The 11,074-nt window shown below is 54.0% G+C and carries 12 protein-coding genes; all 12 read left to right on the forward strand.

Annotated elements, in window-relative coordinates; translation table 11 throughout:
- Positions 1 to 2: 2 nt before the first annotated feature.
- The 12 genes from mshL (at position 3) to L4C36_RS03835 (ending at position 10,938) form a co-directional block, all read left to right on the forward strand.
- On the forward strand, positions 3 to 1,634 hold the full coding sequence (gene mshL / locus L4C36_RS03780) for a pilus (MSHA type) biogenesis protein MshL (RefSeq protein ID WP_428476454.1): 1,632 nt from the start codon (positions 3 to 5) through the stop codon (positions 1,632 to 1,634).
- Between the two features lie 3 nt (positions 1,635 to 1,637).
- Entirely contained in the window at positions 1,638 to 2,507 is an 870-nt protein-coding gene (locus L4C36_RS03785) for an ExeA family protein (RefSeq protein ID WP_428476455.1), read from the forward strand.
- Positions 2,508 to 2,511: 4 nt separating this feature from the next.
- On the forward strand, positions 2,512 to 3,843 hold the full coding sequence (locus L4C36_RS03790) for a tetratricopeptide repeat protein (RefSeq protein ID WP_428476456.1): 1,332 nt from the start codon (positions 2,512 to 2,514) through the stop codon (positions 3,841 to 3,843).
- A gap of 2 nt (positions 3,844 to 3,845) precedes the next feature.
- Complete coding sequence (locus L4C36_RS03795; RefSeq protein ID WP_428476457.1) at positions 3,846 to 5,549, forward strand: GspE/PulE family protein; 1,704 nt, start codon at positions 3,846 to 3,848, stop codon at positions 5,547 to 5,549.
- Between the two features lie 49 nt (positions 5,550 to 5,598).
- The gene (locus L4C36_RS03800; protein WP_428476458.1) at positions 5,599 to 6,819 is read left to right on the forward strand and encodes a type II secretion system F family protein; all 1,221 of its coding nucleotides are present in this window, start codon (positions 5,599 to 5,601) and stop codon (positions 6,817 to 6,819) included.
- Complete coding sequence (locus L4C36_RS03805; protein ID WP_428476459.1) at positions 6,800 to 7,276, forward strand: hypothetical protein; 477 nt, start codon at positions 6,800 to 6,802, stop codon at positions 7,274 to 7,276. The genes L4C36_RS03800 and L4C36_RS03805 overlap by 20 nt, the downstream gene beginning before the upstream one ends.
- A 40-nt stretch (positions 7,277 to 7,316) precedes the next feature.
- Complete coding sequence (locus tag L4C36_RS03810; RefSeq protein ID WP_428476460.1) at positions 7,317 to 7,895, forward strand: prepilin-type N-terminal cleavage/methylation domain-containing protein; 579 nt, start codon at positions 7,317 to 7,319, stop codon at positions 7,893 to 7,895.
- 30 nt (positions 7,896 to 7,925) lie between these two features.
- Positions 7,926 to 8,393: a type II secretion system protein gene (locus L4C36_RS03815; protein ID WP_428476461.1), complete on the forward strand. Its 468-nt coding sequence runs from the start codon at positions 7,926 to 7,928 to the stop codon at positions 8,391 to 8,393.
- A 90-nt stretch (positions 8,394 to 8,483) separates the two neighbouring features.
- Positions 8,484 to 9,008, forward strand: coding sequence for a prepilin-type N-terminal cleavage/methylation domain-containing protein (locus L4C36_RS03820; RefSeq protein ID WP_428476462.1), 525 nt, complete (start codon positions 8,484 to 8,486; stop codon positions 9,006 to 9,008).
- Positions 8,992 to 9,741 (forward strand): type IV pilus modification PilV family protein, encoded by a 750-nt coding sequence (locus tag L4C36_RS03825; RefSeq protein WP_428476463.1) that lies wholly within the window; start codon positions 8,992 to 8,994, stop codon positions 9,739 to 9,741. Before L4C36_RS03820 ends, L4C36_RS03825 begins: the two co-directional genes overlap by 17 nt.
- Positions 9,741 to 10,508, forward strand: a complete 768-nt coding sequence (locus tag L4C36_RS03830; protein WP_428476464.1) for a PilW family protein — start codon at positions 9,741 to 9,743, stop codon at positions 10,506 to 10,508. Before L4C36_RS03825 ends, L4C36_RS03830 begins: the two co-directional genes overlap by 1 nt.
- Positions 10,498 to 10,938 carry an MshP protein gene (locus L4C36_RS03835; protein ID WP_428476465.1) on the forward strand — a complete coding sequence of 147 codons (441 nt, stop codon included), beginning with the start codon at positions 10,498 to 10,500 and terminating at the stop codon, positions 10,936 to 10,938. The genes L4C36_RS03830 and L4C36_RS03835 overlap by 11 nt, the downstream gene beginning before the upstream one ends.
- Positions 10,939 to 11,074 lie beyond the last annotated feature (136 nt).

Below are 11,074 nucleotides of genomic sequence, written 5' to 3' on the forward strand. Positions count from 1 at the left end.
ATATGCGTGGATTAGTCGTAGTAGCGCTCATTGCTTCTTTGGCAGGATGTGCTGCCAATATGGGACACCGCGATCCGGTGGCAGTGAAAGGGGCGCTGAATCAAGCCGCCAATGAGGCTCACAGCCGGCCGCTGATGGCGTTGCCCGATTCCGTGAATGCCGATTTGATGCCGATCATCACCGGTCAAGATGCGATCTCCGCGCTGCCGATGGAAAAACGTTTTCGCGTCAACGCCCACAATGTGGATGCGAAAGCCTTCTTTGGCAGTTTGGTGAAAGGCACGCCGTTTAACATGGTGATCCATCCCGATGTGAAAGGCCGTTTGTCGTTGTCATTGCGTGACGTGACACTCGATGAGGTCTTGGGCGTGGTCTCTGATATCTACGGCTACCATACCACCCGTCAGGGCAATATCATTCAAGTGTTTCCCGCCACGCTGCGCACGGAAGTGATCCCGGTGGATTACTTGCAGCTGCAGCGTCGTGGCGTGTCCTTGACCTCACTGACCACCGGTTCGATCACCAACGGAGACACCGGTGGCGGCAGCAGCGATAGTGGCAATGACAGTGGTAATAGCAAAGGCAGCAGCACGACCACTGGCGGTACCACCATTGAAACCGTGTCGGAAAGTGATTTCTGGCGTCAGTTAGAGTTGGCGGTACAGGCCATGATTGGGGCTGGCGAAGGGCGTAGCATTGTGGTGTCGCCACAAGCCAGTTTGATCTCGGTGCGTGCTTTCCCGAATGAGTTGCGTGAAGTGAAAACCTTTTTGGGGATGTCACAAGAACGCCTCAAACGCCAAGTGGTATTGGAAGCCAAGATCATGGAAGTGACCTTGAGTGATGGTTATCAGCAAGGCGTGAATTGGAGCAACATCACCAAAACGCTGGGCGGCACCGACGTGATTTTCGGTCGCCCCTCGGTGGGCGATACCTTGCCGGGCGGCAATGCGATTTCCGCGTTGCTGGGCGGGCAAACCAACATCACGATTTCAGACGGTAATTTTGAGGCGGTGTTGAGCTTCTTAGATACCCAAGGGGATCTCAATGTGCTGTCGAGCCCGCGTGTCACGGCGGCCAATAACCAGAAAGCAGTGATCAAGGTGGGTAGCGATCAGTATTTCGTGACCGATATTTCGGGCGGGGAAGTGAACAGTGACGGTGGCAGTGCCTCACCAGACATTGAATTGACGCCGTTTTTCTCCGGGATCTCGCTGGATGTGACGCCACAAATAGATAACGACGGCGGTGTGTTACTGCATGTGCACCCGGCGGTGGTCGATGTAGAAACCGAAGTGCGTGACATTGCCTTGGGCGACTCGTTTGGCACCTACAAATTGCCGTTAGCAAAAAGCTCTATCCGTGAATCGGACTCTATCATTTATGCCCGCTCGGGCGATGTGGTGGTGATTGGCGGTTTGATGAAAACGTCCACGATTGATCAGGTGAGCAAAGTGCCACTGTTGGGCGATATCCCGGCATTGGGTCACCTGTTCCGCAACGTGAATAAACTGCAATCCAAGACCGAACTGGTCATTTTGCTGAAGCCGACGGTAGTGGGTGAGCAAACGTGGCAGCAGGAAATTGAACGTTCCCGCGCTTTGGTGAACGAGTGGTTCCCAAGCGAGGGATAAACCATGTATCAAACCCATTTCAATATGGTGTCAGCCCCGTTCGGTCTGACACCCAACACCCAACTTTTTCATGCCTTGCCACCGCACCTCGAAGCGATTGAAACCACCTTGTCTGCCTTGCGCATGGGCGAAGGGATCATTCAGATCGCCGGGGAAGTCGGCACGGGCAAAACCTTGGTCTGCCGCATGCTGATCAACCGTCTGCCTGCGCATATGGATCTGGCCTATTTGCCGACGCCGGCGTCATCGGGGCACGCGTTACGTTTGGCGTTGGCGCGTGAGTTAGGGCTCGCGTGTGTCGATGCTGAATCGGTTCGTGTCGCGTTGAACGATGAAGCCCGATTGATTGAGCAGTTGCAGCAGACCTTATTGCAACGTAAAGCGGCCGGCCGTGCCGTCGTGGTGATGATCGATGAGGCGCAAGCCTTGCCCGACGATGCGCTGGAAGCCATTCGTCTGCTGGGCAACCTCGAAACCGAACAGGATAAATTGCTGCATATTGTGCTATTCGCGCAGCCAGAATTGGATAGCCGTCTGGCGCAACATCACCTGCGCCAGTTTCGTCAGCGGATCACCTTTCGCAGTGAGCTACGACCGCTGACATTAGAAGAAACCGTGGCCTATATTGAGCATCGTTTAGCGAAATCCGGCTGCTATCAGCCGTTGTTTGAGGTGGCGTTGTATAAAGCCATTTGGCGGGCCAGCCAAGGGATCCCACGTTTGATCAATCAGTTGTGCCATAAAGCCTTATTGGCCGCATGCAGTGATCGGCGGGATGAGGCCAACCGCGCTGCGGTACTGATGGCGATACGAGATACCGTGGGTGCGCGCCAGCCGCGCTGGACGTACCCCGTTTTATGGGGATGGCAGTAGCCACATGAGTGAATTAAATAAAAAGCTGCAGGCATTGAGCCAGAAGCAAGGTGTGACGCTGTCTGATTTACAACCGGCCATCATCAAGCCGTTGCCTCGCGCTGTTTCATGGCGTTGGTTGGGGCTGGGTGTGTTGGCGATGAGCCTGACGGGTGTGATTGGCTGGTGGTTGGGATCGGCGGCAAGCCGGACGGAAACGGCACCTGTTGAGCCTGCGCTCTCGATGACAGCACGGTCAACAGCATCGACGGAAATACCGACTCAAACGGCAGTCGCGACGAAACCTGTAGACTTGCCTGCAAAGCTACCTATTGCTTCGCAGAGCGATGCACAAAGTGATTCACAAATAGATCTGCAGACTGCGCTTCCGGTTGAGGTTGCTGTTACACCTAAAACTGCGTCTGAAGCCATGGACGTCGCGCCGCCTGTTTTAGAAAACGTTACCGAGGAAAACGCCACCGCAGACAAACCGGCGGTGAAGCCATCTCCGGTGGAACAACCTGTGGTCAAAGAAACTGCCTTGAAAGTTCTCTCGGTGGACAAGCCAGGTGTCGATAAGCCGAGTATCGATAAGCGGATTGTAGTGAAGCCGATTGTAGAAAAGCCAGCGGCACCTTCTCAGCCGAGCGTGGCGGAAAAGCCAGTTAAAAAAACAACAGAGCCGGAGGCAGAAAAAACGCCAACTTCGCCTGCGGGATTAACCATTGAAACCGTGGACCTCGACGCAGCAGCCTTGGCACAACTGGAATACAAAAAAGCCGAGAAGGCCCTGAAGCAAGGGGACAGCCGCAACGCCATGACGGCCTTGGAAGCGGCACTGGCATATCGGCCGCACTGGGTGCTCGCGCGTCAAAAACTGGCCGCCTTGTATTACGGCCGTCAGGATACGCGCCGTGCCATGGCCGTATTACAACAAGGCTTACAGCTCGATAGCGGGCAGTCTGAATTACGGGTGACCTTGGCCAAATTGCTGGTCAATGAGTCGCAACAGCAGGCGGCCTTGAGTGTCTTGAATGCGTTACCGAAAGACGGTAACAGCCGTTATCTGGCCATGCGAGGGGCGCTCGCCCAGCAATTGCATCAACCCGCATTGGCTTTGAGCAGCTACCAGCGCTTGGTCGCGGATCACCCGTATGATGGTCGTTGGTGGATGGGCTTGGGCATCGCCTTGGAGCGCAGCCAAGCGTCAAGTACCTCAACGGCGCACAGTACGCCAATCACGACGGAAAAAGTGCGCCATGCCTATCAGCAAGCCTTGCTGATGGGGCAAATTTCCAACCAATCACAACAATTTATTCAGCAGCGCTTAGCGGTGCTGAGCAGTCAGAAGGGATAACCGTGCCAATCCGATTACGCAAACGCCTTGGGGATCTGCTGATTGAAGAAGGCATCGTCACGGCCGAGCAGATAGAGCAGGCGCTGGATAACCAGCAGTCGAGCGGCCGCAAACTGGGCGATACCCTGATCAGCATGGGCTTCTTGAGTGAGCAGCAAATGCTGCAGTTCTTGTCACGCCAGTTAGACATTCCTTTGGTGGATCTCAACCGGGTCTCGGTGGATCTGGAAGCGGTCACGTTATTGCCTGAAGTGCATGCCCGACGCTTGCGTGCCTTGGTGATTGGGGAGCGCGATGGCACCGTGCGGGTCGCCATGAGTGATCCGGCCGACTTGGCGGCGCAAGAAGCCTTGTATAACCAGCTGGGGGATTACCGGGTCGAATTGGTGGTCACCCCAGAACGCCAGTTGATTGCTGCGTTTGATCGCTATTATCGCCGTACCCAAGAAATCGTGTCGTTTGCCGAGCAGCTGCAGGCTGAGCATCAGCACATTGCGGACTACAGCTTTGGCCTTGACGACGATGACAGCAACGATGTCACCGTGGTGAAGTTGATCAACTCGCTGTTTGAAGATGCGATTCAGGTCGGCGCGTCGGATATTCACATTGAGCCTGACAGCGATGTGTTGCGGATCCGTCAGCGGATCGATGGCGTCCTGCATGAAACCCTGATCAATGAATCGGGTGTCGCTTCGGCGCTGGTATTGCGCCTGAAGCTGATGAGCAGTTTAGACATTTCAGAAAAGCGACTGCCGCAAGATGGTCGCTTCAACCTGAAAGTACGTGGCCAGTCGGTGGATGTGCGTTTGTCGACCATGCCCGTGCAACATGGCGAGTCGGTGGTGATGCGTTTGCTGAATCAATCGGCGGGGATCCTGAGTTTGGATCAAGTCGGCATGCCTGCGGATATTCTGCAGCGCTTCCGTCGCCAATTACGCCGCCCTCACGGCATGATCCTGGTGACCGGGCCAACCGGTTCGGGTAAAACCACCACCTTGTATGGGGCGTTGAATGAACTGAACAAGCCGGGAAAAAAGCTGATCACCGCCGAAGATCCGGTGGAATACCGTTTGCCTCGTGTGAATCAGGTGCAGGTGAACAACAAGATCGGCCTGACCTTCTCGACCATTTTGCGTACGTTTTTGCGTCAGGACCCCGATATCATTTTGGTCGGGGAAATGCGTGATCAGGAAACGGTGGAAATCGGTTTGCGATCGGCGTTAACCGGTCACCTTGTGCTGTCTACGTTGCACACCAATGATGCGATCGACAGTGCCTTGCGCATGATCGACATGGAAGCGCCCGGTTATTTGGTCGCGAGTGCGGTGCGTGCCGTGTTGGCGCAGCGTTTGATCCGCCGGGTATGCCGTGATTGCCATGAACCGGCCACGCTCGAACCCGCACAACAACAGTGGCTGGCTGCCCGTTTTCCAGAGGCGAGGCTACAGCGTTTCCACCGTGGGCGAGGGTGCCAGAGTTGTAACTTTACCGGCTACCGTGGACGTGTCGGGGTGTTTGAATTGTTGGAAATGACCCCTGAAATGATGGACGCCCTGCGAGCCGGCAATACCGTGTTGTTTGGTCAGTTAGCGCGCTTGTCTGAGGGCTATCAACCTTTGGTGGAGTCAGCGATGGCCTTGGCCCGAGAGGGGATCACCAGCATTGAGGAAGTGTTGATGCTGGGTGAAGGCGATGAATTCGTGTAACCGACAGTAAGACACACACCGCCCCCCAAAAAAGAAGCAGGATATAACCATGCCGGTCTTTACCTACCGTGGCCGTGGCAGCAAAGGCGAGCTGCTGCGCGGCCAGATTGACGCCGCCTCAGCCGATGCGGCGAGCGACAACTTGATCCGCCAAGGGATCATCCCGTTAGAGATCCGCGCCCGTCCGGCGCAGGCGATAAACATGGACTGGGAGTCGATGTTCAAGCGCCCCGTTCCATTGGATGTGTTGGTGATCTTCTGTCGTCAGCTGTACAGCCTGACCAAAGCCGGCGTGCCGTTGCTGCGATCGATGCGCGGCTTGAGCCAAAGCGCCAGTCATCCACTGCTCAAAAGCGCCTTGGAATCGGTGGTGATTGAGTTGACCAACGGTAAATCCCTGTCAGCCGCGATGAAAATGCATCCACGGGTTTTCTCTGGCCTGTTTGTGTCGATGATCAGTGTCGGTGAGAACACCGGCCGCTTGGATACCTTGCTGCTGCAATTGGCGCAGTATTACGAGCAGGAAGTGGAAACCCGCCGCCGAATTCAATCGGCCATGCGTTACCCGACCTTTGTGATCAGCGCTATTTTGCTCGCCATGGCGGTGCTGAACATCAAAGTTATCCCGCAGTTCTCCTCCATGTTTAGCCGCTTTGGCGTTGATTTACCCTTGCCTACCCGCATGCTGATCGGTTCGTCGAACCTGTTCGTCAATTACTGGCCGCTGATGCTTGGCGGCATGATTGCCAGTTGGCTGGGTGTGCGGTTATGGCGTCAAACCCCCAAAGGGGCGGAGCGTTGGGATCGATGGCGACTGAAAGCGCCGATAGTGGGGGATATCATCAATCGTGCCCAATTATCGCGCTTTTCCCGGACATTTTCTTTGATGGTTAGTGCCGGTGTGCCGCTGAACCAAGCGATCCAGATGTCAGCGGAAGCCCTAGGCAACCGCTATTTGGAAAACCGTTTAATTGCAATGAAACAAGGGATTGAAGGGGGTAACAGCATTGCCAATACCGCCAGCCAATCTGGCGTCTTTACCCCGTTAGTGCTGCAAATGATCGCGGTTGGGGAAGAAACCGGTCAGGTGGACGAACTGTTGCTCGAAGCCGCCGATTTCTATGATCGTGAAGTCGATTACGATCTCAAAACCCTGACGGCCAAGATTGAGCCCCTGTTATTGCTGGTGGTGGCGGGCATGGTGCTGATGCTGGCGTTGGGGATCTTCTTGCCGATGTGGGGGCTGCTCGATGTCGCGCGCGGCGCTTAAACGGGAATATGCCCCATTGATGGTGTGGTTGTTGCTGATTGTGGTGATCGTAGCGGCTTTATTCGCCCAATGGCCCCGTTTGCAACAGGCGACAGACGCCACGCGTGTCAAATTGCTGACGCAGACATTGTGGCGTAGCGCGGTCAGTTTGCGTCAAAAATGGGAAATTGAAAACAAGCCAGTAGATGCATCGCTAGGAGGTATTCATTATTCCTTTACGGAAAAAGGATGGCCGGTAGTATCCCATAATGGGCGAATTGATTGTGGTAAAACATGGGTTTTGCTGTCATCCCGTATTCAACCGGTTAAATACACGAAGGTGGTTGAAAAAAATGAAGTGAGATCAATCTATTATAATTCGTGTTATTACCAGCTTGAAGATGGAAAAGGTGTGGCATTATTTTATGAAAATGAGACAATATTCATCAGCAATTTTTTGACGCCCTTCCAAGAGTAGCGGTGTTGATTTGACAAATTAAAATCGGGCTCAGGGAAGAATGAAAAAGCAAACGGGTTTCTCGTTAGTGGAATTGGTGATTGTGATCATCGTGGTCGGTCTCTTGGCCGTGGCTGCCTTGCCGCGCTTTTTGAACGTGACAGATGAAGCCAAGAAAGCCGCCATTGAAGGTGTCGCGGGCGGGTATGCGACCGCGGTGCTATCTGTGCGTGCCCAGTGGGAAGCGTATGGGCGTCCACAAACCGACGGGCGTAACAATGTCAGCTATGACGGCACCGATTTCTTTCTGACCCAAGCCAGTGATGTGCCCTCTCCCAGCATCGGTTACCCGATCGCTTTGTCCAGTAAAACCGTGGAATCGATGACCGCGGATGATTGCGTGGCTCTGATGGACAATTTGTTGCAAAACCCGCCTAAAGTCACCCGCGTTGCCGCCGATGTACCTGAGGGCGATTTTCTGTTCTTTACCGATCTTGTCGTTGAAGACAGCCAGAATGCTTGTCGTTACTACCAATTGGCCTCTGCCGGTAGTGATGGCAGTGGCTCTACCAATGTGACCTCGGGTCATTACTTTACTTACCAGCCTGCCAAGGGTTTGGTGCAGACTGACATACGCTAAGCGTACTATTGAATGTAAATGGAGAATGTTATGAAACGTCAAGGCGGCTTTACGCTGATTGAGATGGTAGTGGTTATCGTGATCCTGGGTATTTTGGCCGTGACCGCTGCCCCACGTTTTTTGAACCTGCAAGATGATGCGCGCGCAAGCTCATTACAAGGCCTGAAAGGCGCGATTGATGGTGCGGCAGCGATTACGTATGGTCGTGCTGCAATTGAAGGGCAAGAAACGGTTAGTTCAGCAACCACCACTCAAGGTGCAATTCCTATTGCTTTTGGTTATCCACAAGCAACATCCGCAGCTTTGAATAAGGTTGTTAACGGTCTTGATGATTGGAAGCATGATACTTCTATTACTGGTAATAAGATTGCATATACTTACAAAGGTAATGCTTCTGCAGGTCAATGTATTGTGACTTATACACAAGCGGTTGATGAGAATACGCCAGCTAAAACCGAAATTACTTTTGGTGCTGGTTGTAACGCAGCTACTAATTAATTGCCATATAGAGCTCTTCGGAGCTCTATTGCCAGAAGCCATCATCGGTGGTGGCTTATGGCAATAGGTTCTCTTCTTTTCGGGTGATTCATGCCCCTTCATCCTGCTCCTCGGGCCGTACAACAAGGCTTTACGCTGATTGAACTGATCGTGGTGGTGATCTTGCTCGGGATCCTGGCGGTCACCGCTTCGTCACGCCTGATCGGGCGCAGCAGTTTTGATGCCATCGTGGTGCGTGACCAAGCCATTGCGTTAGCGCGTCAGATCCAGCGTGAAGGAATGGATGTGGTGAATAACCCACAAACGCCGACATACTGTGTGGCACTGCAAATTCGTCCTGATAAATTCGGTGCCCCCGCTTGTTCTGGTGCACATTCGGCAACGCGTTTTTTGATCGCTGAACGCGATCAGGTGAGCTTTCGCGTGAGCCAACCGGCACGGCAGAGTATGACACTCTTCTTTGACTGGCTCGGTCGCCCAATGACGGTCGAGACAAACCCGTTTCAACGTGCCTGTACCCCCAACCGTTGTGAAATTGCGATCACAGCCAAGAATGGCGAACAAGCCATGTTGTGCATTAACGCCGAGGGGCTGATCAATGACTGCGCGATTTAGTCCGGTGCCTCGTTCATATGCCTCTTCCCGTAAGATAGTTTCCCGCATCACGGCGTCGCGTGGTTTTACCCTGATTGAAAGCATTGTCGCCATCGTGATCTTGGCTATCGCTATGGTCACGATGACCAGTTTCCTGTTTCCGCAGGCTGAGCGTTCCGTCACGCCGTATTATCAGGCGCGCGCGGCTGCGATCGCCAATGCCTTCCTCAATGAGATGCTTGCCCGCCAGTTTGATGAATTCTCCGATCCTTATGGTGACAGTCGGGTGCGCTGTGGTGAAGTCGGTCAAGACGATAAGATTGTTACGTGCAGCGTGCCGGAGGCGAACGGCGTTTGGCCAAAAGATCACGCGATGGAATATTTTGAATATCGTGATCCGAACAGCAACCTGCCATTGGGTTACGGCTTAGTGCCTTCGGTGGCCAATGATGTCGATGACTTTCACGGCTGTTGGGGAGAGCTGTCTTTGTGCCAACAGCGTGATGACGCAACACGTTATCCGTGGCGAGGATTCATCGAAACCTTGCTCGATGATCACAGTGGCCGCTTGGACGATTACAAGAACATGACCGTCACCGTGGATGTGCGTTACGACACCGGCTTACAGCCTGTGAACGGGCAGAGTGCTGCACAGGAACTGGAACAGGCACTGCGCCACAAGCGGATCACCGTGACGGTGGATACGGGTCGCTATGGTCAGTATGACGTGGTCGCCTACCGGAGTAACTATTAATGGCGAAGCGGAAATCATGCCCGTCACGTTCGGCACTGAGCGGATTTACCCTGATTGAAATGGTGGTGTCGGTGGTGATCCTTGGCATTATCGTGCTGGGCATTGGGAGCTATTTGCAATGGGGGGCGCAAGGGTATGTCAGTACCGTCAGCCGGGAGCGTTTTCAAAGTGAAGCCCGTTTTGCGCTGGAAAAAATGACCCGTGAACTTCGCCATGCCGCGCCGAACAGTGCCTCTCGAGAGATTATCAATGGGCAGCATTGCATCGCGTTTTATCCGATTGTTGCAGCGGGCTTTTATGTGGGAGCCGCCGATGCTTGGCCGTTGCAGGTGGTGCCGACTCTCGGTTCAGTGGATGACTGGGTGGCGTTACCGAAAGGAAGCTTAGCCTTGGCCGTTGGCCTTGCAAATGCTGCAGAGTACGATAACCCTGATTTTCGTATTCAAGGTGTGACGCCGGATGAGAATGGTGATGCGTCGAAAGTGTGGGTACGGTTAGCGAAGCCGTTGGCCTCCCGTTCGCCAGCGCAGCGCGTTTACGTTTATGGTGATGCAGTGCGTTATTGTCAAAGGGGCCACCAATTGGTGCGGGAGCAAGCCAGCACCGCGACGCCAATCATGAACCATGTGGCGATGTTTGAGATCACCGCCTTGAGTGCCGGGTTGGAAAACAACGGCATGGTGCACGTGCGTTTGCGTACGGTTGACCCGCGCAGTGATGAGGCCTTTCGTTATGATCATACGGTGCAGGTGTTAAATGTCCTTTAGTGTACGTCCCTCGGTGTCTTATCGTCGCCAGCGCGGCAGTGCCTTGATCGTGGCAATTTTTCTGATCACCGTAATGGGACTGTTGGCGGCGGCGATGATCCGTATCGACAGCACCAGTCAAACCACCACGACGCATGAAGTGTTTGCCACCCGTGCATGGTATGCCGCCCATTCGGGCAATGAATATGTGCTCAGCCAGTTGTTTCCCCTCGGGCGTCACGATGCCGATGCGACAGCGTGTAAAACGTACACCTTGTCGGCTGCCGCGTTTTCCTGCCAGCAGGTGACAGTGACGTGTCAGGCCATGGAATACCAAAACGGTGCAGGGCAAACAGCTCACCGTTATCAGTTAGAAAGTACCGCGACCTGTGGGACGGGGGCATTGGCGACAACCCGTGTGCAGGAAGTGTGGGCAAAAGAGATTGAATAAGATGATGAAACGATATGCTGCGTGGTTGCTGGTCATGATCTGGGGATTATTGAGCACACCTGCATTCGCGATATTAATTGATTCTGCGAATTATTGTGAGTTATTTCCGGGGCCAGTACAGACGTGGCAGGGTAAT

This window comes from Photobacterium japonica, from assembly GCF_050337005.1.
GTDB lineage: Bacteria > Pseudomonadota > Gammaproteobacteria > Enterobacterales > Vibrionaceae > Photobacterium > Photobacterium japonica.

What these genes read in the sequence shown, in the direction of transcription:
- L4C36_RS03800 (WP_428476458.1), top strand. Translation starts at nt 5,599, where the DNA reads ATGCCGGTCTTTACCTACCGTGGCCGTGGCAGCAAAGGCGAGCTGCTG.
- mshL (WP_428476454.1), top strand. Translation starts at nt 3, where the DNA reads ATGCGTGGATTAGTCGTAGTAGCGCTCATTGCTTCTTTGGCAGGATGT.
- L4C36_RS03820 (WP_428476462.1), top strand. Translation starts at nt 8,484, where the DNA reads ATGCCCCTTCATCCTGCTCCTCGGGCCGTACAACAAGGCTTTACGCTG.
- L4C36_RS03830 (WP_428476464.1), top strand. Translation starts at nt 9,741, where the DNA reads ATGGCGAAGCGGAAATCATGCCCGTCACGTTCGGCACTGAGCGGATTT.
- L4C36_RS03810 (WP_428476460.1), top strand. Translation starts at nt 7,317, where the DNA reads ATGAAAAAGCAAACGGGTTTCTCGTTAGTGGAATTGGTGATTGTGATC.
- L4C36_RS03815 (WP_428476461.1), top strand. Translation starts at nt 7,926, where the DNA reads ATGAAACGTCAAGGCGGCTTTACGCTGATTGAGATGGTAGTGGTTATC.
- L4C36_RS03805 (WP_428476459.1), top strand. Translation starts at nt 6,800, where the DNA reads ATGTCGCGCGCGGCGCTTAAACGGGAATATGCCCCATTGATGGTGTGG.
- L4C36_RS03835 (WP_428476465.1), top strand. Translation starts at nt 10,498, where the DNA reads ATGTCCTTTAGTGTACGTCCCTCGGTGTCTTATCGTCGCCAGCGCGGC.
- L4C36_RS03790 (WP_428476456.1), top strand. Translation starts at nt 2,512, where the DNA reads ATGAGTGAATTAAATAAAAAGCTGCAGGCATTGAGCCAGAAGCAAGGT.
- L4C36_RS03785 (WP_428476455.1), top strand. Translation starts at nt 1,638, where the DNA reads ATGTATCAAACCCATTTCAATATGGTGTCAGCCCCGTTCGGTCTGACA.
- L4C36_RS03825 (WP_428476463.1), top strand. Translation starts at nt 8,992, where the DNA reads ATGACTGCGCGATTTAGTCCGGTGCCTCGTTCATATGCCTCTTCCCGT.